The sequence below is a fragment of the Microvirga sp. CF3062 genome, assembly GCF_036314045.1.
Lineage (GTDB): Bacteria > Pseudomonadota > Alphaproteobacteria > Rhizobiales > Beijerinckiaceae > Microvirga.
Genome location: NZ_JAYGGN010000006.1, coordinates 235,225 through 260,052, shown reverse-complemented (window position 1 = coordinate 260,052; position 24,828 = coordinate 235,225). Strand labels below are relative to the sequence as shown.

The window sequence follows — 24,828 nt, the reverse complement described above, 5'->3', positions numbered from 1 at the left end:
CACGTCAAGCCAAGCCGCGGCGGGCAAGGAAGCTGTCGAGGCGGGCGAGCCCCTCCACGAGGTGTTCGGACTTCACACCAATGCCGATCCGAATGTGGTTCTCGATTCCGAACCAGCTTCCGGCCACGACGAAGACACTTTCCTCTTCGCGAAACGCATTGGAGAACGTTTCCGAGGGCATGTCGAAGTCATAATGCAGGAAAGCCATGCCGCCGGCCGCGGGACGCTGCCAAGACCAGCGGTTCCGTTTCTCGATCCAGCTTTGGACGATATCCGCATTCTCGCGCAGCAGAGCCCGTCCCCGTGCCAGGATGCGCTCCCGGTTCTCCGACGCCATCACGGCGGCGCCGACGATCTGACTGAGGATCCCGCTGCCGATGGTGGTGTAATCCTGCCGCTTGGCAGCCTCCTCGACGACCTCTTCAGGCCCGACGATCCAGCCGAGGCGCAACCCCGGACAGGCGAACGATTTCGACAGGCTGCTGGTGACGATGACGCGGTCGTAGCGTCCATAGAAGGTTTCCGTCTCCGCACCGTCGATCTCGCCGCCGCGATAGATCTCGTCGACCATAAGCCAGGCTCCTGCCTTGCGTGCGGTCTCCAGCAGAACCTCGCGGCTGCGGGGCGAGAGAACGGCACCCGTCGGATTGCCGGGGTTGGTGACGGCGATCAGCTTGACGCCTCCGTTGACTGCCTGCGCGAGCGCATCCTGATCGATCTGCCATCCCCGATCCGGCAGGAGGTGCAGACGCTGAACATTCATGCCGAGAGCCCGTCCGAGGCCATCGACCTGCATGAAGTTGGGAACCGCGAAGAGAACCTTGTCGCCTTGATCCACCATGGCCATCAGGGCGATCATCGTTGCTTCCGAGGAGCCGTTGGTCACCAGCACGTTGGAGGCCGATGCGCCAGGATACCAGCTTGCGATCGCGGACCGCAGATCCGGCTGTCCATCCGTCCAGCCATAGCCGAGCGGCAGGCGCAGGAGCGCCTGCGCGGCATCCGCCGGCATGATCTCCTCGATGGTGCAGGGATGCACGCCGCTTTCGGTCAGATTGATCTCGACGCCGTTCTCGAAGAGCGTCTGATTCCGTTCCATGAGAAAGGTATCGAACTGCACGATTGCTCCAATGCGGGAATGACAGCGCTCCAGCGCTGAATGAACGCAGACCATGGCAGGAGTCATTTTGAACCGTCAAGTCCAATTTGGACTTTCTTGTCCAAGTCCATGATGCTACAGAGCCGCAATATCTCGCTCAGCCTTACGGGGATCCCATGAAAATCGAAGAGTTCACGCTGGAGCGCATTCAGTCGCTGTATGAGAACACGGTCGAGTACAACCTGTCCGACAGCGGGGTGCATCCTTATTCCCTGCGTGAACTCCTGACGCCTGAGCAACAGGCACAACTGCTCGATGTGGAGCTGGGCTACGGCTGGACGAACGGGCGGATCGAGCTGCGTCAGGCTGTCGCCAGATTGTACACCGAGCGTACGGCAGACGAGGTGATCGTCACCAATGGTTCGGCCGAGGCGAACTTCCTGCTTGTGATGTCGCTGCTCGAACCGGGCGACGAACTCGTCGTCTTCGTTCCGAACTACCTGCAGATCTGGGGGTGGGCCCGGGCCATCGGCGTAACCGTCAAGGAGGTTCTTCTCCGGGAGGAGCTGGGATGGACGCCCGATCTCGACGACGTTCGTAAGGCCGTATCGGCCCGCACGAAGATGATGACGATCTGCAACCCGAACAACCCGACAGGCAGCGTCCTGTCGCGAGAGACGATGGACGGGCTCGTGGCGATTGCCCGCGAACATGGGATCTACCTGCACGCGGATGAGGTCTACAAGGGAGCGGAGCTGGAGCAGGACGAGCCTCCGAGCTTCGCGGATCTCTACGAGAAGGCCATCATCACCAGCGGTCTCTCGAAGGCGATGGCGCTCCCGGGCCTGCGCATCGGCTGGCTCGTCGGACCCGCGCAGGAGATTTACGCCTCGTGGCAGCGCAAGGACTACACCTCGATTACGACCGGCGCCGTCAGCGAGTTCGTGGCCGAGATCGTTGTGGAGCCTGCAAAGCGGCAGGAGATCCTGTCCCGCAGCAAGCGCATCCTGCGCGAGAATCTCGCCCTCCTGCAGCGCTGGGTCGACGAGAACAACGACCTGTTCTCGTTCGTGCCGCCCAAAGCCGGTGGCATGGCGTTCCTCCGCTATGCCGTGTCCATGAACTCGACGGAGCTGGTGCATCGCCTGCGCGAGGAGCGCGGCATCATGCTGTTGCCGGGCGATGTCTATGGCATGGATCATTACATCCGGGTCGGCATCGGCGCCCCTGCCCATCATCTGGAGGCCGGTCTTCAGCGCCTTGCGGCCTTCGTTCGCGCGGAACTCACATGACACAGGCGCAGAAGGCGTCTCCGAAAACAGACCTTGCGCTGGAGCTGGCGGCCTACGCTCCGGTATGCGACGCTATTGCCCTGCTCTTCCAGCCCTATGCGGAAGTGGTGCTGCACGATCTTTTGACGGAGACGGTCGTCCATCTGTCGAATCCGTTCTCCAAGCGGGAACTCGGCGAACCGTCTCTCCTGCATGAGATCGATTTCAAGCCGTCGGACGTCATCATCGGCCCTTACGAGAAGGTGAACTGGGACGGGCGGCGCATCAAGTCGGTCAGCGCCGTTCTTCGTGCAGGCTCCAAGGGCATCGGTATTCTCTGCATCAACGTCGATGTGTCACATTTCCATGCGGTGATGCAGACGCTGGCAGCTCTTGTGGCAGTTCCCCACTCTGCCGAGAAGCCGGCGTCCCTGTTCAAGGAGGATTGGCACGAGCGCATCAACGAATACATCCAGAGCTGGACCCATGAACGCGGGCTCTCCATTGCTGAGATGACGCGCCTGCAGAAGCAGCAGCTCGTCGCCGATCTGGCCGGCGACGGTGCCTTCGGCGGGCGCAATGCGGCGGCCTACATCTCTCGAATCCTCGGCCTTGGCCGTGCCACCGTCTACAACTATCTTCGCAAGAAGGATCAGGCCTGAGGAGGAAGGAGCGCGTCACGCACGGCCCGCCAACTCGTCTCGTCGGGCCCGCTGATAAGGCCGCCGCTCCGATTGGCCGGACGGTAGGGAGAACCGTCGAAATGTGCCGTGTAGCCGCCAGCTTCGCGATGGATCAACCAGCCGGCCGCATGATCCCAGGGCATGACACTGGATGAGAACGAGAAGTGCAGATGACCTGCGGCGATCAGCTGATAAGTATGCGCCGAACACCGGAGATCGGCCGCCATGGCGACCTTCGGTAGGTTGCCCGTCACCACGGGCCGCAGGCTTTCGGGAAGATAGCGCCAGGAGACATTGCCTGCCATCTCGGCGAGTGGAACGGCGGATGCAACACGCAGAGGAGCTGTGCTGCCGTCAGGGCGTTGGATCCAAGCCCCCTCTCCGCGAACGGCCATGGCCCAATCGTCCGAGATCGGATCTAGGATCACCCCGCAGACGACCTCCCCCTTCACCACCACGGCCGCCATGACGCCGAACAGTGGGAGCCCGGATGCAAAATTGAGCGTGCCGTCGACGGGATCGAGGATGAAGGCGAGGTCAGCCTTGTCCAAGTCATCGAGCAGCCGAGGATTGTGGCTCACACCCTCCTCTCCGACCACGAGGGCTGCCGGGAACAGACGCTGAAGCTCCGCCTCGATCATCCGCTCGGCTGCCTCATCCGCATCCGTGACAAGGTCGAGATGCGAGGACTTGGTCCGGATGGCACCAGCGGAAAGATTCCGAAATCGTGGCAGGATCTCCGCCTGAGCCGCAGATCTGAGAAGTTCTGCGACGGTCATGGCGTCGGATCGGGAGAAATTCATGAGACTGCTCACCTAAATCATCTCGAGCGGACGCTTGCGTTTCGGCACCGGGAACTCGGCATCGATGGCTGCCAAGTCCTGCGGAGTCAACCGGATCTCCAGCGCCTTATGATTCTCCCGCACATGCTCGACGCTGGACGCCTTCGGGATAGCAATCGCCCCTGACCTGTTCAGCAGCCAGGCCAGAGCAATCTGGAACGGGCTTGCCTCATATGCCTCCGCGATGACCTGTAGCGCACCACCTCCGGGAAGCCTTCCCTGCTCGATCGGGCTGTAGGCCATCAACGGCATGTGGCGAGCCTCCATCCAGGGAATGAGGTCGAACTCGGGGCCACGGCGCGTCACATTGTAGAGAACTTGGTTGGTGGCACAGCTCTCTCCCGCCGGCACGCCAAGCAGTTCTTCCATGTCGTCCGCGTCGAAGTTGCTGACGCCCCAGTGGCGGATCTTGCCGGACCGGCGAAGCTCCTCGAAGCCGGCAACCGTCTCCTCCAGCGGAATACTTCCACGCCAATGCAGGAGGTAGAGATCGAGCCGATCCGTCTTCAACCGCCGAAGGCTGCGCTCGCAGGCCTCTATCACGCCCTGCCGGCTCGCGTTGTGAGGGTAAACCTTGCTGACGAGGAATATACGCTCCCGCTCTCCAGCCAGAGCCTCAGCCACCAGTTCCTCGGCGGCTCCCTCACCGTACATCTCGGCAGTGTCGATGAGGGTCATTCCGAGTTCCACCCCGAGGCGCAGAGCCTCAATCTCCCCTGCCCGGCGGGCGGCTCTCTCGGCCATTTGCCAAGTGCCTTGTCCGAGTGCGGGAATGCTTTCACCGTTCGGCAGGGTGGCAGTCGGGTTCATCGTCAGCTCTCCTTGGGCAATCGCCCTCACAACCCAATCTGGAAGCTGCCCTCACTCAGGCAAGTCAGCGATTTCCGAGGATGTTTTCAGAGGACAGGTGCTATTGCAGACGGGGGGTCTTCATGAAGCGGCCTCGATCCGCCGATCTGACCGTCACATCGAACCTGTCGCCCTCCCGCTCAAGGGTGAGGGGAACATCAACACCGGCCGGACCGAGCGCCCAGATAGCCCGGTAGAACTCCGCCAGAGAGGTCACGCTCTGGTCGCCGACTGCATGGATCTGATCACCGGCTCGCAAGCCGGCCCGCTGTGCCGGGGCATCTCCTGCAAGGCCGATGATCGTGAGTTCGTCGTCCTCCGCCTCCGCGACATAGAACCCGAGCCAGGGCCGCGGCTCGCGTTTGACTCGGCCGGAGGTCAGGAGATCATCGAGGATGGGCTTCAAGAGATCGATGGGCACGCTCATGTTGAGGGGCACGACGGTTCCGCCGGAGGCCTGGTGCTGGAGTTGGAGGGAGCCGATGCCCATGAGATCCCCGCGTGGACCGATCAACGCCGTTCCGCCCCAGTTGGGGTGAGCCGGCGCGGTGAAGATGGCACCGTCGATCAGGTACTCCCAATAACCTGCGAATTCCTGGCAGGCGACCACCTGGGCCGCCAAGGAGTGGATCTGGCCTCCGCTTCCCCCTACGACGACCTGCTCTCCCGGCTTAAGGCGCCTGGAGTCCCCAAGGGCCAGGACAGGCACGCCAAGAGGCTCGAGCGCCTGCACCAGGCCGAAGCCGCTCTCGTAGTCGTAGGCGATCACATGTGCCTGCACGACCCGCCCCCGGTTGGTGGTGAGCCAGACCTCTTCGGCTTCGGCGATGAGATATCCGATCGTCACGACGAGGCCGTCATCCCGGATGACCGCGCCCTGCCCCGCCCTCTCCACCCCGAGGGTCTCGGCGGTAAAAGCATCCTCGGGAACACGCGCTCGCAGGGAAACCACGGCCGACAAGGCGTTCTTCAGATCGTAATCGAGAAGCCTCGGATCGGGCTGGAATTCAGGAGGGATTTCCCATTCGTCGGGTGGCTGCATCAAAAACTCCCCGGTCTCTCCGCCGAGAGCCTGCACCCTTTCAACATGGCAGGAAAAACCATCCCTTCAACAGCCCTCCCCTTTTTGACGCACAAAAAGCCGTGTTCTCAGGGCAAGTTGAATCAAGACCAGGACGTTGGCTCGATCTCGGAACGAGAGGCTTGGTCGTGTCTCAAGGAGGGAGAGCTAGGATCGCCTTATGCGGTCTCCAGGACCCTGACCGGAGATGCCTCCAGGTCGACCCGTTGCACCAGATCTTGGCGCCTCTCCAGCATGCTCAGGGCTTGTCTGGCATAGAGCCGAAACTCATGTTTTAGGCTTCGGGAGGCATCCTCCCAAGCTCCCGCCTCATGCCGAGCGATAAAAAACGCTCGGGCAATATGCTCGATCTCAAGATCCACCTGGTCCACCCTTGCCCCCACGGAGAAACCATTGCGTCTCTCACGGCACACGGAACGATGCCGCTGCGTCAACCGCCAAGGTGTCTGATTTGCGAAGGTGTGTCTGTATCAAAAAGGACACGACCTGGGAGCTTTGAAGAAGATAAGGAATGCAGCCGCCCGTCGACGCGTTTATGCTGCCTGGGCCTTTTCGAGAAAGTGGTCGATATCCTGCCTCAGCCGCTGCAATTGCTGATCCAGAGTCTGCTTGGCATTCGATACCTGGTAAGCCGCCGACGCGGCGGAAGCCGTCGACCCTGACAGAGCCTCGATGCTGTGCACCACCGCACGGGTATGATCGGTCGTCTGGTTGACGTTCACGGCAATCTCCGATGTGACGGCAGCCTGCTCCTCAACCGCAGCAGCGATTGCCGTGGCTATGCCGCTTAAGTCATCCATGATGCGCCCGATGTCGTCGATATCGATGACGCTTTGCCGGGTTGCCTCCTGAATGGCGCCGATGCGGGAGCCGATCTCCGTCGTGGCCTTGGCAGTCTGGTTCGCCAGGGTCTTGACCTCCTGGGCCACCACAGCAAATCCCTTGCCCATCTCTCCAGCTCGGGCCGCCTCAATAGTGGCATTGAGTGCAAGCAGGTTGGTTTGAGCGGCAATCCTCTCGATCAGATCGACCACATCTCCGATTTGCCTAGCCTGCTCGGCCAGTCCAGTGACGGTGTCTTTCGTCCGCCGGGAACTCTGCAAGGCGTGCCGTGCGACGTCGGCGGAGCGGCTGGCCTGCTGCCCGATCTCGCGAACGGATGAGGCAAGCTGTTCCGTGGCCGCTGCACCGGACTGCATATTGGATGCACTCTGCTCTGCGGCACCTGTCACTTGAGTTGCAAGGCTGCTGGCATTGGTCGTGGCAGCATCGAGAGCGGCTGCACTTTCAGAAAGAGCTTCACTCGCCAAGCCTGAAATCTGCAGGCTTTCATGAACTGCACTGGAGAAGGAGGCAACAGCCTGCGCCAGCATCTCGCCCTTTTTCTGCCGCTCCTGAACGAAGGCGTCCTGATACACGGAGATCGCGAAATCCATATCCAGCATGACTGCCCGGTTCACGACGGAAAGCTTGCGGGCCAGCAAGGCCCCGTTGAAGCGATGCTTTCTCGAGAGAGAGGTGACAAGCTCGTTCAGGACGAACGCATAGCCTCCGATATACCATCGAGGCTCCAGGCCGATCTTGTTGTGAATCAAACCAATACGGCGAATGCCATCCACATAGGCATCATCGAAGCTACCGCTGAACAGGCGCCCCCAATGTTGCAGCTGAGCCGATACGAGGCGTGATTGCTGCGCTCCAATCATCTTGGAAAGCTGCGGCTGCCGGTGCATGTGTTCATAGAACCGTTCAAGGATCCCAGGCAGAACAGGATGAATATCCTGCCAGACCGAACGCAATTCCTGACGAACGCCGTCATCGATACCGATAAATATGAGCCGGTCTGCAATCGCTTTATCGTTGTGCAATGCAAGTACTCCAAATCAATGAGAGAACCTCTAGCCATTCAGGCTTGGTTGGAGCTTGCAAACACCTACTGGCTTAATTCCCGGATACTCGGAGTATTGTGCTTTGCAGCTCCTCCTGCCCGAGCTGCAACCAAGGTCGGAATGGCGCGTTGATCTAAGCAGTTGTGGGGCTACATGATGATCAATAGCGCAACAGAATATCTCTATTCGTCAGAAGCAAACAAGGTTGCACCGCGGCACCGCCGCAACACCCCCTCGCTTCCGGCTAACATTCAGGACCATTTGGGCCAGATGTTGAGAGCAGAATACTATGAGCGTGGAGACAAGCCGCGCTTCCTGGGGGACCCTGCACTTCCGCTTGAGTTCGATCCCTATCTTCAGCGCCTCGATCAGAAAGAGAGAGCTCTGAGAGCCTCGATGATCGGCGAGCAGGGAAAGCAGGCCGTGGCTGCTGCTCTTTTGAGGCTTGACGCTTAATACGCTGATAGATGACGGGCAACTCACCGCAGGAATATTTTCTGAGCTTTGGACCCCGAACTCCTCTATTGCAGTCGGATGCAGGATCTCCGAACTGGTCGCGGAACTCTTTTCATGAGTGAGCACTTCAAAGGGCATGAGAGCCACTAGCGGCAGAGCTGTTCTGAGACAGGCGTTCAGGCATCTGGAACATGAGGTGCCTGGCAAAGTTGCGCGAGTACTCCGAAATCTTCGCCACCCCGACGCCAAGTGGATCAGGTTGCCCGTTGGCGTTCTTCTCGTTTTTGGGGGAATTTTCTCGATCCTGCCCGTCTTAGGGTTATGGATGCTACCTCTGGGCCTGCTGCTAATGGCCTATGACATCCCCTTCCTGCGCAAGCCCGTCGGTCGCTTTACGATCTGGGCCATTCAGAAATGGGCTGCTCTCAGACAGCGCTTCTTTCCAGAGCACCCTCACCGCTAGCAGGATCCGCAAAGACGCTTCGCGTCGAAGCGCTATTAGTCCGGCAGAACGCCTCCGAGTTCGTCCTCGATATAGATCGAGATGATCTCCTCGAAACTTCCCTCTGCCTGAAAACCCAGACTCTTGGCCCTTCGGGCGTCGAAGCGCCTGGGCCAACCCTCGACAAAGCGTACGATGTTCGGATCGATCTCATGGCGGATCCAGGCGACGCAACGTTCGCCGGCGATCCGCCTGAGCGCATCGACCTGCTCCGCAACCGTCACCGACACGCTCGGCATTGTCAAATTACGACGAGGCCCAACTTGCGAGAGGTCAAGGGTTGCCGCGTGGATGAGGAAATTGACGGCAGATCGCGGAGAGGCATGGGAATGCCGCACATCCATCGGCACCGGCAGGATAGCCTCCTGCCCGTTCAAAGGCTCACGAATAATCCCTGAGAAGAACCCTGAAGCGGCCTTGTTGGGCTTGCCGGGGCGCACGCAGATGGTCGGCAGTCGGATCCCGATCCCATCAAAGAACCCGCGCCGTGAGTAGTCGGCCAGCAGCAGTTCGCCGATGGCCTTTTGTGCGCCGTAGCTCGTGAGAGGCGTCAGGAAGAACTCGTCCCCGATTGCCTCCGGGAACGGCGCCCCAAACACGGCGATGGATGACGTAAAGACCAGCCGTGGCCGATACCCGTCTCCGATCTGGCGGATGGCATCGAAGAGGAACCGGGTGCCATCCAGATTGATCCGGTACCCCTTGTCCAGATCGGACTCGGCTTCGCCGGAAACGATCGCGGCCAAATGGAAGATGACATCCGGGCGAGTTGCCACCAGGCGCTCTGCCTCCCCTGGAATGGAGAAATCAGATGTCAGGGTGTCGATTGCAAACGTCGCCTCAGGCCGCTCTGGTGCGACCACGTCATGCAGGACAAGGCGGGTAATCTCATGTCCGCCGAGATGCCGCTCCTTCACTAGGCGCTCGACGAGCTTGCGGCCGACCATTCCAGCGGCTCCGAGAATGAGGATCTGCATTGGTCAAAATCCCTTCTTCAGAAAAGCCGCAGCCGGCTGTCAGAATTCCAAACGGAATGGAAAAACGTATGTGGCGCCGCTGCCGAGCGGCGCCACTCCTTCCAAGAGTAGGAGAGTTACTTCCCCCGAACCTTCGTCAGTTCGTCCTGCATCATCTTCACGGTCTCCGGACCGATGGTGGTAGCATGCTTCTCCCAGACGCTCTTCGCCTGTTCGCGCATGCGATCAGCTTCCTGTGCATTCAGCTCGTTGACCACGGTACCCTCACCCTTGATCTTGTTGAGCGAGGCTTGCGACAGCTCGCGGGAGACCTTGCGCTGCTCATCACGGGCCACAACGGCGCAATCGCGCAAAGCCGCCTGCTCGTCCTTGGACAACCCATCCCACAGCTTCTTGGAATAGAGAACAAGGAACGGTGTATAGGCATGGCGGGTCACTGACAGATACTTTTGCACCTCGTAGAATTTAGAGGTGTCGATCGTCACGAAGGGATTTTCCTGACCGTCGATGGCCTTGGTCTCCAGGGCTGTGAACACTTCACCGAAAGCCATCGGGACGGCATTGGCTCCCAGGGTCTTGAAGGTATCGAGGAACACGTTGTTCTGCATGACGCGAACCTTGAGTCCCTTGAAGTCCTCCCACTTCTCGACCGGGCGGCGCGAGTTGGTAAGGTTGCGGAACCCGTTCTCCCAATAGGCTAAATTGACGAGTCCGACGGACTCGAGCTTCGCATCGATTTGCTTTCCGAAGTTGCCATCGAGAACTGCATCGGCCTCTTTCTCGTTGGCGAACAGGAACGGCAGGTCGAACACCCCAAGGTCCGGCAGGATGCCGATCAGTGGCGAGCTCGAGGTAACGACCATCTCCTGCGTGCCGGAGCGAAGAGCCTGGGTAGCCTGCAGATCGCCGCCGAGGGCATTGCCCCAGAAGCCCTGAACCTTCAGCTTTCCGCCTGACTTGTCAGTAAGGCAAGCCTTGAACTTATCGACCCCTTTACCGTTGGGGTGGTCCTCGTTCACACCATTGGAAAGACGAATGTTGCGCTCGGTGAACTGGGCATAGGCCGGAACAGCCGCAAGGATTGTCGCCGCAACGCCTGCAGCAAGAGTGAATTTGAATGCTTTCATGGTTGTTTCCTCTCTCTTTGTTAAACTTTAAGCGACTTATCGCCCCCGCAGCCAAGCAAGGGGTACTGTCACCAGCTCAGGAACTACGATGAGCAGGACAAGCACGATGAGTTGCGCGATCAGGAACGGGTTGACGCCTCGGATCACGGCTCCCATCGGAACACGGGCAACGCCGCTCACGACGTTCAGCACAATCCCGACCGGAGGCGTGATCAATCCGATCGCATTGTTGATGATGAACAGAACGCCGAAATAGACCGGGTCGATGCCTGCCTGCTTGACGATCGGCATCAGAACCGGTGTCAGGATCAGAACAGTCGGGGAGAAATCCAGTGCCGTTCCGACGATGACGACAAGGAACATCATGGCGAACATGAGGAGCGTCTTGTTGCCCATCAGAGGCTCGATGAGTCCACTGATCTCACCCGGAATGTTGGCTTGAGTGATCAGCCAGGCGGACACGAGTGCCGCTGCCACGAGGAACATCACCACGGCGGTCGTTTTGGCTGCCGTGAGAAACACCCCGTATAGCATCGAGGGCTTCAGCTCACGATAGACGAACATGCCAATCAAAAGAGCATAGACGGCGGCGAGAACTGCCGCCTCTGTCGGCGTGACGATGCCCCACTTGATTCCGCCTAGGATCATAACCGGCATCAGGAGCGCATAGAACCCGTCCACAAATGCCTTCCCGCGCTCCCGCATGGTGGTGCGCGGGAAGGTCTTCATCTTGTCTTTTCTGCTGACGATTGCCCACGCCACGACCAGCGAAATACCCATCATCAAGCCAGGCACGACACCGGCAAGAAATAGCTGCGAGATCGAGACATTGGCCGCAACGCCAAAGATGATGAACCCGATGGAGGGCGGGATCACGGGAGCGATGATTCCCCCGGCTGCAATGAGGCCGGCGGCGCGTGGGATATTGTAGCCCGCATCTCGCATCATCGGGATAAGAATAGCCGCGAGAGCCGCCGTGTCTGCTGCGGCGGAGCCCGACAGGGCTGCAAGAATCAGGGCGGCCACAATTGTGACATAGCCCAACCCGCCATGAACATGGCCCAGGCACGCCAGCGCGAAGTTGACGATGCGCTTCGATAGGCCTCCGACATTCATCAACTCCCCGGCCAGGAGAAAGAACGGAACCGCCAGAAGCTGGAAATTGTCTGCTCCGATGATCATGTTCTGCGCCACGATCTGGCTGTCGAAGTTGCCAAGCCAGAGCATCAGTGCCAGCGCGCAGACGATGAGCGCAAAGGCAATCGGCATTCCCAGGGCCATGGCTCCCAGGAGCGACGTGAGGAATACGACAATCGTCACTCGAGGTGCCCTCTCAGAGTATGGGCTTCATCGTCACTGTAGTCTCCCGCGAAAGCCCGCAGTTCCTGATCGCTCAGGCGCCCGCTGACGACCCTCAGGATGCGCAGGGCAGCCATGAGACCGAGACCGATGCTTGCGAAGAAGCCGACGCCATAGACCCAGAGCATCGAGATTTCTGTGATCGGAGCGTAATTGGTGGCGTTGATTTCCGCCTGCTGCCAAGTCCCCCAGAAGAAGACGACGCAGCACCCGATCACGAAAAGGTCTGACAGAACCATGCAGATCTTACGGCCCCGATCACCCAGCCGGGATACCAGGGTTTCGACACCCAGGTGGGCGTTCTGCCGCCCCACCACGACGGCTCCGATGAAGGTCAGCCAGACGAAGAAGTAGCGGGAGAGTTCCTCGGATACGTCGATCCCGGTATCAAAGAGGTAGCGCAGGACGACATTGCCGAACACCATGAAGACCATGGCGGCGAGCAGGAGGACCAAGAGCCCCTCCAGACCCTTGAAGAAGTAGGATACAGCCCTGTTCACCGTTACTCCCTGTCTCCGGTTCCTGCCCACATAATTCTGTTCGCCTCCGGCGACTGTTCAAGGTCGTTCACGGGCAAAGTTTTACTGATCTAAGGCCCAGTCTCAGAGAGTGTCAATTCGGTGTGGAACAGGCTTGAAGCGCCGGATGCTGGAACAGGAGCAGGCTTTTGGGAAGCGTTCTAATGTTTCGAATTATACTTATGAATACCCATGTTCATCGCATTTTGGTGGATATCGCACCTCGCTCGCCAGAGGCCAGGTCACTTACTGTAACTGTTGTTGTCTGTTGTCTTTCATGCCCAGATAGGCTGTAGCCATGGCGAGAGCTCAATGAAGATCACTGGCGTTGAAACCATTCGCCTCCAGGAATTCGCGAATATCATTTGGGTCCGTCTTCACACCGATGAAGGTCTGATCGGTCTGGGCGAAACCTTCATGGGGGCCGCTGCCGTGGAGGCTTACATTCATGAGTCCGCTGCAGCCAAGCTGATCGGGCGCGATCCTCTCCAGATCGAGGCCATCAACCGCGATCTTCAGAACTATCTCGGCTGGAGGTCGGCCGGGGTGGAAACACGGGGCAACTCAGCTGTCGACATTGCCCTGTGGGATCTGTTCGGCAAGGCTCACGGCAAGCCTATCTGCGACATGCTTGGCGGGCGTTCACGGGATAGGATCCGAGTCTACAACACCTGCGCCGGGTACAGGTATATTCGCGACAGCCGTGCGCAAAAGGTGGCGAACTGGGGCGTCGGCAGCGCCGAGGGGGCTTACGAAGATCTTGAGGCGTTCCTGCACAACGCCGATGATCTGGCGCACTCGCTGCTGGAACAGGGCATCACCGGCATGAAGATATGGCCGTTCGATTTGGCGGCAGAGCGCAGCCACGGCTATGACATATCCCCTGCCGAACTCAAGGTAGCTCTTGAGCCTTTCGCCAAGATCCGAAAGGCCGTTGGCGACAAGATGGACATCATGGTCGAGTTCCACTCCCTGTGGAGCCTTCCGATGGCCAAGAAACTTGCCGCAGCTCTCACCGAGTTCGACACCTATTGGCACGAGGATCCATTCCGCCTCGACAATATCGGCGACCTCAAGGAATATGCCCGGCACTCGAAGGCATGGATTTGCGCATCAGAGACCCTTTCCTACACTCACGCTTTTCGGGAATATCTCGAAACCGGTGTCGCCGGCGTCGTCATGCTCGACCTGTCCTGGTGCGGCGGCCTCACCGAGGCGCGCAAGATTGCGGCTCTCGCTGAGGCATGGCATGTGCCGGTTGCACCGCATGACTGCACAGGGCCGGTCGTTTACGCGGCCTCCTGCCACTTCTCCCTGCATGCGGGGAATGCCTTGATCCAGGAAAGTGTCCGGGCGTTCTACACGGGCTGGTATACTGAGTTGGTGACGGAACTGCCCACCGTCACGAACGGAGAGGTCACGCTCAACATGAAGCCAGGCTTAGGCCTGGAGTTGCTGCCGGACCTCTGCAGCCGGGCTGATGCAATCGTCAGAATTTCCGATGGCTCATAGTTGAGCCTTGAACGAGCATTTGAATACATGGAATGCCATGAGCGAACTGATTGATGCCCTAAAAGCCGCCCTCGGATCTCAGGTTAAGACAGGATCCGATATCCCTTTGCGCAATTGTGCCGACGCCAGCGGCCTTCCGCCCACACCTCCCAAAGCTTTGGTCCTGCCGCAGACGACCGAGGATGTCACTACCGCTCTGCGGATCTGCCACGAGCATGGTCACCCGGTTGTCACTCAAGGTGGCCTGACAGGACTGGCAGGCGGCGCGCATCCCCAGACAGGAGAAATCGCCCTATCGCTTGAGCGCATGAACGGCATCGAAGAAATCGATGCCGCCAGCGCAACGCTCACGGCTCTTGCCGGCACACCGCTCGCGACCGTGCAGCAAGCCGCCGATGAGGCCGGCTATCTCTGCGGGATCGATCTCGGGGCGCGAGGCACTTGCACGATCGGTGGCAATGCCGCCACCAATGCGGGCGGCAACCAGGTGCTGCGCTATGGCATGGCCCGCCGCAACATCCTTGGCCTGGAAGTTGTTCTCGCGGATGGCACCGTCATCCGCTCGCTCAACAAGATGCTGAAAAACAACGCTGGCTATGACTGGACGCAGTTGTTCATCGGGAGCGAAGGAACTCTCGGCATTATCACCCGGGTCGTAATCGGATTGCACCCGAAGCCCCAAGGCCTTCAGACCGCTCTCTGCGCCGTTGAGAGCTTTGAGGATGGCCTGCTTGTGCTGCGCCAGTTCCAGCAGGCGCATCCGGGGCGGCTGCTCGTGTTCGAGGCGATGTGGCGCGAGTTCATGACCGTCGCCACCCAGGTCTGCGGTCTCCCGAACGCCTTCGAGGCGGAGCATGACATCACGCTCCTGATCGAGGCGGATATGGGAGAGGACCCGGCGGGAACGGAGTTGTTCTCGTTGGTCCTGAGCGACCTCTATGAGCAGGGCCTGATCAAGGACGCTTTGGTCGCACAATCGCGCACCGATCGGAACCGGTTCTGGGCCTACCGGGAAACGCCGTATGAATACGGCCGCTTCCTGCCCGAGGAGATCCGTTTCGATGTCAGTGTTCCGCTCGACCGGATGACAGAGGCGGTCGCGCATCTTCGTGAGGAAATGCCTAAGGGTTGGCCAGAGGCCATCTGGGTGGTCTTCGGACATGTTGCAGACAGCAATATCCATATCAATGTGGCCATTCAGGATATGACTGACGAGACCAAGAAGGATGTTCAGGGGCTTGTGTATGGTCTCGTCTCACAGCTTGGAGGTTCAGTATCGGCCGAGCATGGCATCGGACGCATCAAGCGGCCCTACCTCCCGTTGAGCCGGTCAGAACCTGAACTCGCCCTGATGGCCAAGATGAAGCAGACCCTCGACCCTGCCGGCATTCTCAATCCTGGCCGTGTGCTTTAAGCGCAGCCGGCGGTTTCAAGGCAAATGACGATGAACGTTGCAAATCTCTTTGACCTCTCAGGGCGTATTGCACTTGTGACGGGATCAAGCGCCGGGATCGGCTTCGCCCTCGCTCAAGGATTGGGCAGAGCCGGGGCAAAGGTCGTTCTCAATGGCCGCGAACCGGGCAAGCTTGCACTCGCTGCCGAACGGCTCCACCTAGAAGGTCTATCGGCGCACGAGATGGTCTTCGATGTCACCGACAGCAGCGCCGTCAAGGCAGCCATCGAGCGGATCGAGCATGAGATCGGCCCTATCGACATCCTGATCAACAATGCCGGCATGCAGTTTCGCGCTCCCCTCGAAGACTATCCGGAAGATGCGTGGCATGCCTTGATGAAGACGAATGTCGACAGCGTCTTCCATGTCGGCCAAGCCGTTGCAAAACGCATGATCCCGCGTGGATGGGGCAAGATCATCAACATCTGCTCGGTCCAGAGCGAACTCGGGCGCCCCTCCATTGCCCCCTACACGGCCACCAAAGGAGCGGTGAAGATGCTCACCAAAGGCATGGCTATCGACTGGGGAAAGCACGGACTTCAGGTCAACGGCCTCGGCCCTGGGTATTTCAAGACGGAGCTCAATCGGGCTCTCGTAGAGGACAAGGCTTTCTCCGATTGGCTGATCGGCCGCACCCCCTCACGCCGCTGGGGCGAGTTGGAAGACCTCGTCGGCGCGGCAATCTTCCTCGCCTCAGACGCTTCGAACTTCGTCAATGGGCAGATCATCTATGTGGATGGAGGGGTGACAGCCTCGCTCTGAGATATCTCAGCCGGAATAAACCGGCTTCAGCATTCGGGATTTCTTCCCACTTCTGGCATCGGTCATGGCAAGGCGAAACTCACCTTTAACGTTTGACCCATAAATGGTCATTGGCGGTTGCGTTCTCGTTGCAGGATGGTTAGCAACTGCCCCTGTGATTTGCCAGACAAGCTACTTGGGAGGTTTCTGATGCCCCACGGAGCGTACTGCGTTGCGTTCAAGCATAATCGCTGGACCGTCTCACATTTCGGAAGAGATCTGGGATCGTTCTATTTTCGTGCCAAGGCTTTGAAATTCGCAGTCGAGTCGGCATGCTGGTCGGCTGTGTCGAGCTGCCCTACTGTATTCGTTCTTGATCGTACCGGTGACTTCTATACCGCTTGGCAAGGTGACAGAGACACGCTCACCGCAACTCTGTAAATATTCAACCAACGCTTGATGCCGCAGTGAGATCTCGTTCTTCTGAAAACTGAAGATCGATGAGAGGTCATGCCACCGCGACTGCCTGTCGTGAAGGAATATTCTCCAACTCAACAGCCTCTGGCAGCTTCATCAAAGCTTGGATCTTCTCCGCGAGATCCGTTGCGCGATAAGGCTTATAGAGGAGGTTGAGGTCGTTGAGCGTCTCCTCCCCATCGAAATAGCCGGTCGTCAAAAGGACCTGAATCTCAGGATGCTCACTTTGAACAAGGCGAGCAAGGTCGATGCCACTCAGCTCTCCGGGCATTCGCACATCGGAGAGCACAAGGGATATATCCTTTTTCTTCTTCAAGATCTGAGCAGCTTCGTCGCCGTTCTCGGCCTCGTGTACCATAAATCCGAGAGAGTGAAGCGTTGATGTAGCGACTTGGCGGACAGCAGGATTGTCTTCGACCACCAAAACGGTTCGGCCTTCCCCAAAGGGCGTAGCGATGCTTGCGTTTCTATCAGAAATGTCTTCGGCATCTTCATGAGACCGGGGAAGGAAGATGCGGATCGTCGTCCCGACATTCTGCTCGCTCTCCACCTCTACCCGGCCATGGCACTGCTGAACGAAGCCATAAACCATGCTGAGACCGAGGCCAGTGCCCTTGCCGCTTTCCTTTGTGGTGAAGAACGGCTCGAAGACTTTTGCAAGAACTTCAGGCGGCATTCCGATGCCAGTATCCTGAACGGCAATTGCCACATAATCACCGCTTGGGAGGGGCTTTCCCTCCTCCATAACTTGGTTTGAAATGGTGATTGTCAGATCGCCGCCGTCTGGCATCGCGTCGCGGGCATTCACAGCAAGATTCAGCAGTGCCGCCTCGAACTGGGCTCGATCGACCTGGATCGGCCAGATCCTCTCATCTGACTGAACGCTGGCACGAATGTTTTCACCAAGTGTCCTGCGCATGAGTTCCAAGAGACTCGGCATCAGGCTCATCACGTCGATGGTCGACACCTGCAGCGCCTGACGACGGGAGAATGTCAGGAGTCGATAGGTGAGATCTGCGCAATGCTGCGCACTCTCCATAGCCATTCGAACCCGGCGCTCCGCCTTCTCATTGCCCTGAATGGACTTCTTGAGAAGGTCGAGATTGCCGATGACGACACTCAGCATATTGTTGAAGTCATGAGCAATGCCGCCCGTGAGGCGTCCGACAGCCTCGAGCTTGCTAGCATGGAGCAGGTTCTGCTCCATCTGCTTGCGCTCTGTGATATCGAACCACATTCCGAAGAATTCGCGCGGACGACCTTCGTCGTCCCGCATGAGAACTGTCTGATCGAGAAAATTTCGTTCAACACCATCTGAGCACAGCCAGCGATACTCGAGGCTGACAGATCCTTCTTCCTCCAAGCGCTTGAGCTCATTCAAGACTCTATCACGATCCTCGTCATTGATCCGGGAGGACCAGAAATCTGAACACTCGAGGAAGGCCTCTGGGAGGAAGCCTGTAATCCGCTCGACGCTTTCGTTGGTGAAATGAAGCTGCCGGTGGTCTTCCTGAACAGAAGCCGTATAGAGCGCGATTGGCAGCGACTGCAGAACGATTGCCTGATGCTCCTCGCGCCTCCGTAGGGCCTGCTCGGCCTTCAGCTTCTCGCTGCGGACCCGCAGGTTCTCCATAAGCAGATGCCGCTCCTGCTCTGCCTGACGGCGGATCTCCTCCGTCTTACGATACAGGTCGACGAAGATATCCACCTTCGACTTGAGGATTATGGGCTCGATAGGCTTGAAGACGTAGTCGACCGCACCTGCAGAATACCCCTTGAAGACATGCATGTCGTCTTTGTTGAAGGCCGTCAGGAACAGGATCGGCACCCGCGATGACCGAGGCCTGTTTCGGATGAGGCTGGCAACCTCATAGCCATCCATGCGGGGCATCTGCACATCAAGGAGAATGGCCGCAAAGTCGCTCTGGAGAACCTGACGCAAGGCGGATTCGCCTGAATCGGCGGTGACGATCTCCACACCAGGAGATCGCAATACTTCCTCGACGGCGATCAGATTCCTGGGGTCGTCGTCAACCACCAGAATCTTAGCCAGAATAGGATCCGCCAAAGGGCGAGCCGAGACCAGATGAAACTCATCTGCCCCCAGGCCTGCATCCACCTGCCCCGAGTCTTCGATCATGAGTTCAACCCGACCCCTGCCGCGCCATTGGGAGCATTCCTTCCTTCAGGGATATAGGTGCTCCGGCTCAGTTGAACGCGCAGGACAGCGAGAAGCTGATCGATATCCACAGGTTTCGACACATAATCCGTCGCGCCTGCTTCGAGACATTTCTCACGATCGCCTTTCATGGCCTTAGCGGTTACGGCGACAAGCGGCAGATCATGATATCGAGGGATGTTCCGGATCTCTCGCATCGTTTCGTAGCCATCCATTTCCGGCATCATGATATCAACCAACGCAAGATCGATATCCGGATTGGCCTGAAGCTTCTCGATGCCTTCCAGGCCGTTCTCGGCAAAGATGACAGATAACCCATGTTGCTCAAGCGCGCTCGTCAGGGAGAAGATGTTGCGCATGTCATCATCGATGATGAGCACCTTGTGGCCATCGAACGACCCGTCGGCGCGATGTTCGACGATAATGTGCTTGTCCTCCGGAAGGGCGCTGATCGCACGGTGGAGGAACAACGCAGTGTCGTTGAGGAGTTGCTCCGATGAGCCCTCGCCTTTGACGACGATTGTCGCGGCGATGCTCTGCAATCGACGCTCTTCCTCCCTGGTTAGGTCCTGGCCTGTGTAGATGACGATCGGCAGTTCCTCACCACCCTGTGTCTTGCGAATGCGCTCGATAAGCTCGGCACCAGGCAGATCCGGCAGACCGAGGTCTACGATGGCACAATCGAACGGCCTCACCTGAATGACTTCCAGAGCACCTTCAGCCGTTCCCACCGCGGTGACGTCGACCTGCTCGCTCTTCATGAGTTCAGACAAGCTCATACGTTGATTGTCGTCATCCTCGACGAGGAGAAGCTTCTTCACCGGCCGGTCAATGAACTCCTTTGTGCGGTTGAGCGCTCCCATGAGAGCCTCGCGGTCGACAGGCTTCTCGAGGAAGCCGAAGGCACCGGCCCTGAGGCCACGCTTCTTCTGATCATCGACCGAGATCACATGAATGGGAACGTGTCTCGTCCTAGGGTCATGTTTCAAGAGGTCGAGGAGCGCCCATCCATCCATGTCGGGCAGGCCGATATCAAGGGTGATCGCATGCGGCTTGTAGCGATGAGCCAAGGCAAGCGCCGAAGCGCCATCCATGGCGATGAGGCCTTTGAAGCCCTCCTCCCGCGCGAGTTCCAGCAGCACCGACGCAAACATCGCATCATCCTCAATGATGAGCACGATGCGGTCCCCTATCGTGATCGCATGTCGATCATCGAGGGACGCTGAAAGTGCCATTGCCGCAGAAGGCTGTCGGATCATCGTGCCGGAGGCATCCTCAGAAGGCGTGTAGGATCCCGCTCCATCGCCACTCAGTCGCGCTGCAGATGCCGCGCTAAGCGCTCCATGACTTGAGGGGGGCTCCACTGGAACAAAGAGTGTGAAGGTGGATCCGCTTCCTGGCGCGCTCGACACGACGATCTCGCCGCCGAGGAGCCGCGCGATCTCACGGCTGATCGACAGGCCAAGACCGGTTCCACCATACTTTCGGCTTGTGGTGCCGTCCGCCTGCTGGAAGGCCTCGAAGATAATCCGCTGCTTCTCCTCCGGGATGCCGATGCCGGTATCCGTAACAGACATAGCGATCCACTGGCTCCCGGCCCGTAGCGGCGATCCCTCGGCGGATCCGATCTGCAGCGTCACGCCTCCACGTTCCGTAAACTTGAAAGCATTCGACAACAGGTTGCGCAGCACCTGCTGCAGGCGCTTCGAATCCGTTCTAATGGCCAGCGGGAGCTTCGGGTCGACCTCAACCTGGAAATTGAGTTTTCTTTCCTCCGCCACTTGGCGGAAAGTCCTATCCATGTTCTCGACGAGATCCTTGAAAGCGACGTTGGAGACTTCAAGACTGACCGTCCCGGATTCGATCTTTGACAGGTCCAGGATGTCATTGATGAGTGACAGAAGATCGGAGCCGGCCGCATGGATCGTTTTGGCAAATTCCTTCTGCTTGTCTGTGAGATTGCCTTCGGAGTTGTCGGTAAGAAGCTTCGAAAGAATCAGGAGAGAGTTGAGAGGCGTCCTCAACTCATGGCTCATATTGGCCAGGAACTGCGACTTGTAGCGCGAGGTCAGTGAGAGCTGCTCGGCCTTCTCCTCAAGTGCAGTCTTGGCAATGGAGACCTCCTGGTTCTTTGTCTCCACCTCCCTCTTCTGGATCTCAAGCAGGCGCGCCTTATCCTCAAGCTCTTCGTTGGTCTTCTGGAGCACGTCCTGCTGCTGCCGCAGAAGCTCCTCAGATTGGCGCAGCGTGGCTGCCTGCTGCTCGAGACGGTCGTTAGTGTTTCGCAACTCCTCCTGCTGGCTCTGAAGCTCGGTGGTGAGAAGCTGGGACTGCTTCAGGAGACCTTCCGTGCGCATGTTGGCCGCGATCGTATTAAGAACGATACCGATCGATTCCGTCAGCTGATCAAGGAAGGACTGATGGGTTTCGGAGAAGCGGTTGAATGAAGCCAGCTCGATCACCGCCTTCACTTCCTGCTCGAACAGAACCGGCAGGACGATGATATTGAGCGGCGCGGCCTCCCCAAGTGCAGAACCGATCTTAATGTAGTCATTCGGTGCATTGGTAAGAAGAATGCGCTTCTTCTCGTAAGCCACTTGTCCGACAAGACCCTCCCGCAGGCGGAAGCGGTTTCCAAGATGCTTGCGCTCAGTGAAGGCATAGGAGGCAACGAGCTCCAGGGCCGGCTCGTCGCCACGGTTCTCGACCGTGTAGAAGACGCCCTGCTGTGCATTCACGAGCGGCGCAATCTCCGACAAGATCATGTTCGAGACAGTGGCAAGGTCGCGCTCACCTTGCAGCATGCGGGTGAATTTGGCGAGATTGGTCTTCAGCCAATCCTGCTCCGCATTCTTGAGCGTCGTATCGCGCAAGTTGCGGATCATCTCGTTGATGTTGTCCTTGAGTGCTGCAAGCTCGCCGAGGGCCTCCGCGGTGATCGATCGGGTCAGGTCGCCGCGCGTCACGGCCGTAGCGACTTCCGCGATGGCTCGCACCTGGTTGGTCAGATTGGCGGCAAGTTGGTTCACGTTGTCGGTCAGATCGCGCCAGAGACCCGACACGCCTTCCACGCGCGCCTGGCCACCGAGCTTGCCTTCGGTACCCACCTCTTTCGCCACGCGGGTCACCTCGGACGCGAAGGAGTTGAGCTGATCCACCATGGTGTTGATGGTGTTCTTCAGCTCCAGCATCTCACCCTTCACATCGACGGTGATCTTCTTCGACAGGTTCCCGTTCGCGACCGCCGTGGTGACATCCGCGATGTTACGCACCTGGCCGGTCAGGTTCGCCGCCATCATGTTCACGTTGTCGGTGAGATCCTTCCAGGTGCCGCCTACACCGCGGACCTGCGCTTGGCCACCAAGCTTGCCTTCGGTACCCACCTCGCGCGCCACACGCGTCACCTCGGAGGCGAAGGAGTTGAGCTGATCCACCATGGTGTTGATGGTATTCTTCAGCTCGAGCATCTCACCCTTGACGTCGACGGTGATCTTCTTCGACAGATCGCCATTCGCCACCGCGGTCGTCACATCGGCGATGTTACGCACCTGGCCGGTGAGATTGGCGGCCATCATGTTCACGTTGTCGGTGAGATCCTTCCAGGTGCCGGCCACGCCCTTCACCTGCGCCTGCCCCCCGAGCTTGCCCTCGGAGCCCACCTCGCGGGCCACACGCGTCACCTCGGAGGCGAAGGAGTTGAGCTGATCCACCATGGTGTTGATGGTCGACTTCAGCTCCAGCATCTCGCCTTCGACCACGACAGTGATCTTCTTCGAAAGGTCACCTGTCGCAACCGCAGTCACGACCTCGGCGATGCCGCGCACCTGACCCGTGAGGTTCGCGGCCATGAGGTTCACGTTGTCGGTCAAGCCCTTCCAGACGCCGCCGACGCCTTTCACCTGTGCCTGACCGCCGAGCTTACCCTCGGAGCCCACTTCCTTAGCCACGCGGGTCACCTCGGAGGCGAAGGAGTTGAGCTGGTCCACCATGGTGTTGATGGTGTTCTTCAGCTCCAAGAGCTCGCCGCGCACATCGACGGTAATCTTCTTCGACAGATCGCCATTCGCCACCGCGGTCGTCACATCGGCGATGTTACGCACCTGACCGGTGAGGTTCGCCGCCATCATGTTCACGTTATCGGTGAGGCCCTTCCAGACGCCGCCGACGCCTTCCACGCGGGCTTGGCCGCCCAGTTTACCCTCCGTACCCACTTCCTTCGCGACGCGCGTCACTTCCGAGGCGAAGGAGTTGAGCTGGTCCACCATGGTGTTGATGGTGTTCTTCAGCTCCAACAGCTCACCACGAACATCAACGGTGATCTTCTTCGATAGGTCGCCGTTCGCTACTGCAGTCGTGACGTCTGCGATGTTACGCACCTGACCGGTGAGGTTCGCCGCCATCATGTTCACGTTGTCGGTCAGGTCCTTCCAGGTGCCGCCGACACCCTTCACCTGCGCCTGGCCGCCGAGCTTGCCTTCCGTGCCCACCTCGCGCGCCACACGCGTCACCTCGGAGGCGAAGGAGTTGAGCTGATCCACCATGGTGTTGATGGTATTCTTCAGCTCGAGCATCTCACCCTTGACGTCGACCGTGATCTTCTTCGACAGGTCGCCGTTCGCGACCGCGGTCGTGACATCGGCGATGTTACGCACCTGACCGGTGAGATTCGCCGCCATCATATTCACGTTGTCAGTCAGATCACGCCACAGGCCGGCGGCGCCGGGCACGAGGGCCTGTCCGCCCAGCTTGCCTTCGATACCCACCTCGCGCGCCACGTTCGTCACCTGATCGGCGAAGGTGGCCAGCGTATCGATCATGCCGTTGATGGTATCCGCCAGAGCCGCAATCTCGCCCTTGGCATCCACGGTCAGCTTGCGCGTGAGATTACCCACGGCAACGGCTGTCACGACCTCGGCGATGCCGCGCACTTGGCCGGTCAAGTTCGCGGCCATCATGTTCACGTTGTCGGTGAGATCCTTCCACGTGCCGCCGACACCCTTCACCTGCGCCTGGCCACCGAGCTTGCCTTCGGTACCCACCTCTTTCGCGACGCGCGTCACCTCGGAGGCAAAGGAGTTGAGCTGATCCACCATGGTGTTGATGGTGTTCTTGAGCTCCAGCATCTCGCCTTTCACGTCGACGGTGATCTTCTTCGACAGGTTGCCGTTCGCGACTGCCGTGGTGACTTCCGCGATGTTACGCACCTGGCCGGTCAAGTTCGCGGCCATCATGTTCACGTTGTCGGTCAGGTCCTTCCAGGTGCCGGCCACGCCCTTCACCTGGGCTTGGCCGCCGAGCTTGCCTTCCGTGCCCACCTCTTTTGCGACGCGGGTCACTTCGGAAGCAAACGAGCTCAGCTGGCCCACCATGGTGTTGACCACCTTGCCGATGCGCAGGAACTCGCCGCGCAGGGGCCGGCCTTCAATCTCAAGCTGCATGCTCTGGCTGAGATCGCCTTTGGCCACTGCGCCGATCACGCGGGCCACTTCGGTTGTCGGCTGGACAAGGTCACCGATCATGGAGTTGACCGAGTCGATGCACTCGCTCCAGCAGCCGGTTGCGGCTGCCAAACGTCCGCGCTCGCCGATCCGCCCTTCCTTGCCGACCACTTTGGCCACCCGGTCCAGTTCCTGGGCAAGGCCTTTGTTCAGGTCGGCGATATCGTTGAAGGCCTCGGCGATCTCGCCATCGATCCCAGTCAAATCAGAGGGCAGGCGCACGGAGAAGTCGCCTCTCCGGAATGCGCGCAATGTTTTGAGCAGCAGCTTGGGATCAAGCTGCGAAATGGCGGTTTCGACTTGTGACATAAGGCC

The 24,828-nt window shown here is 59.1% G+C and carries 17 protein-coding genes; 6 read left to right on the top strand and 11 right to left on the bottom strand.

The features are described 5' to 3' along the window. Positions 1–4: 4 nt before the first annotated feature. Entirely contained in the window at positions 5–1,120 is a 1,116-nt protein-coding gene (locus VB618_RS13075) for an aminotransferase class I/II-fold pyridoxal phosphate-dependent enzyme (protein WP_329797104.1), read from the bottom strand. A 155-nt stretch (positions 1,121–1,275) separates the two neighbouring features. On the opposite strand from VB618_RS13075, the gene VB618_RS13070 reads away from it, so the two are divergent. Next, a complete protein-coding gene (locus VB618_RS13070) occupies positions 1,276–2,391 on the top strand; it encodes an aminotransferase class I/II-fold pyridoxal phosphate-dependent enzyme (RefSeq protein ID WP_329797103.1) in 1,116 nt (371 codons plus the stop codon). Then, entirely contained in the window at positions 2,388–3,032 is a 645-nt protein-coding gene (locus tag VB618_RS13065) for a helix-turn-helix transcriptional regulator (RefSeq protein WP_329797101.1), read from the top strand. The genes VB618_RS13070 and VB618_RS13065 overlap by 4 nt, the downstream gene beginning before the upstream one ends. Here VB618_RS13065 and VB618_RS13060 read toward each other — a convergent pair. From VB618_RS13060 to VB618_RS13045, 4 genes are all read right to left on the bottom strand, one after another. Next, a complete protein-coding gene (locus VB618_RS13060) occupies positions 3,023–3,856 on the bottom strand; it encodes an inositol monophosphatase family protein (protein ID WP_329797100.1) in 834 nt (277 codons plus the stop codon). The genes VB618_RS13065 and VB618_RS13060 overlap by 10 nt on opposite strands. A 12-nt stretch (positions 3,857–3,868) precedes the next feature. After that, a complete protein-coding gene (locus VB618_RS13055) occupies positions 3,869–4,705 on the bottom strand; it encodes an aldo/keto reductase (RefSeq protein WP_329797099.1) in 837 nt (278 codons plus the stop codon). 100 nt (positions 4,706–4,805) lie between these two features. Beyond that, a complete protein-coding gene (locus VB618_RS13050) occupies positions 4,806–5,786 on the bottom strand; it encodes a S1C family serine protease (RefSeq protein WP_329797098.1) in 981 nt (326 codons plus the stop codon). A gap of 572 nt (positions 5,787–6,358) precedes the next feature. Further along, complete coding sequence (locus VB618_RS13045) at positions 6,359–7,693, bottom strand: globin-coupled sensor protein (RefSeq protein ID WP_329797097.1); 1,335 nt, start codon at positions 7,691–7,693, stop codon at positions 6,359–6,361. Between the two features lie 174 nt (positions 7,694–7,867). Between VB618_RS13045 and VB618_RS13040 the strand changes: the two genes are divergently transcribed. Beyond that, positions 7,868–8,170 carry a hypothetical protein gene (locus VB618_RS13040; protein ID WP_329797096.1) on the top strand — a complete coding sequence of 101 codons (303 nt, stop codon included), beginning with the start codon at positions 7,868–7,870 and terminating at the stop codon, positions 8,168–8,170. Positions 8,171–8,668: 498 nt separating this feature from the next. On the opposite strand, the gene denD is transcribed toward VB618_RS13040, so the two are convergent. The 4 genes from denD to VB618_RS13020 all read right to left on the bottom strand — a co-directional run bounded on the left by denD (position 8,669) and on the right by VB618_RS13020 (position 12,635). Beyond that, positions 8,669–9,649, bottom strand: coding sequence for a D-erythronate dehydrogenase (gene denD, locus VB618_RS13035; protein WP_329797095.1), 981 nt, complete (start codon positions 9,647–9,649; stop codon positions 8,669–8,671). 116 nt (positions 9,650–9,765) lie between these two features. Beyond that, positions 9,766–10,776, bottom strand: coding sequence for a TRAP transporter substrate-binding protein (locus VB618_RS13030; protein ID WP_329797094.1), 1,011 nt, complete (start codon positions 10,774–10,776; stop codon positions 9,766–9,768). Between the two features lie 36 nt (positions 10,777–10,812). Further along, the gene (locus tag VB618_RS13025; RefSeq protein ID WP_329797093.1) at positions 10,813–12,096 is read right to left on the bottom strand and encodes a TRAP transporter large permease subunit; all 1,284 of its coding nucleotides are present in this window, start codon (positions 12,094–12,096) and stop codon (positions 10,813–10,815) included. Continuing rightward, the gene (locus tag VB618_RS13020) at positions 12,093–12,635 is read right to left on the bottom strand and encodes a TRAP transporter small permease (protein ID WP_329797092.1); all 543 of its coding nucleotides are present in this window, start codon (positions 12,633–12,635) and stop codon (positions 12,093–12,095) included. The genes VB618_RS13025 and VB618_RS13020 overlap by 4 nt, the downstream gene beginning before the upstream one ends. Before the next feature lie 330 nt (positions 12,636–12,965). Between VB618_RS13020 and VB618_RS13015 the strand changes: the two genes are divergently transcribed. Genes VB618_RS13015 through VB618_RS13005 form a run of 3 tightly spaced genes read left to right on the top strand, consistent with a single transcriptional unit; the run spans position 12,966 to position 16,380 of the window. Then, complete coding sequence (locus VB618_RS13015) at positions 12,966–14,165, top strand: mandelate racemase/muconate lactonizing enzyme family protein (protein WP_329797091.1); 1,200 nt, start codon at positions 12,966–12,968, stop codon at positions 14,163–14,165. 37 nt (positions 14,166–14,202) lie between these two features. After that, complete coding sequence (locus VB618_RS13010; RefSeq protein WP_329797090.1) at positions 14,203–15,579, top strand: FAD-binding oxidoreductase; 1,377 nt, start codon at positions 14,203–14,205, stop codon at positions 15,577–15,579. 30 nt (positions 15,580–15,609) lie between these two features. Beyond that, on the top strand, positions 15,610–16,380 hold the full coding sequence (locus tag VB618_RS13005; RefSeq protein ID WP_329797089.1) for an SDR family oxidoreductase: 771 nt from the start codon (positions 15,610–15,612) through the stop codon (positions 16,378–16,380). A gap of 487 nt (positions 16,381–16,867) precedes the next feature. On the opposite strand, the gene VB618_RS13000 is transcribed toward VB618_RS13005, so the two are convergent. Both VB618_RS13000 and VB618_RS12995 read right to left on the bottom strand, forming a co-directional pair. Then, positions 16,868–18,976 (bottom strand): response regulator, encoded by a 2,109-nt coding sequence (locus tag VB618_RS13000; protein WP_329797088.1) that lies wholly within the window; start codon positions 18,974–18,976, stop codon positions 16,868–16,870. After that, positions 18,973–24,822, bottom strand: coding sequence for a HAMP domain-containing protein (locus VB618_RS12995; RefSeq protein ID WP_329797087.1), 5,850 nt, complete (start codon positions 24,820–24,822; stop codon positions 18,973–18,975). Before VB618_RS12995 ends, VB618_RS13000 begins: the two co-directional genes overlap by 4 nt. Positions 24,823–24,828: the final 6 nt, after the last annotated feature.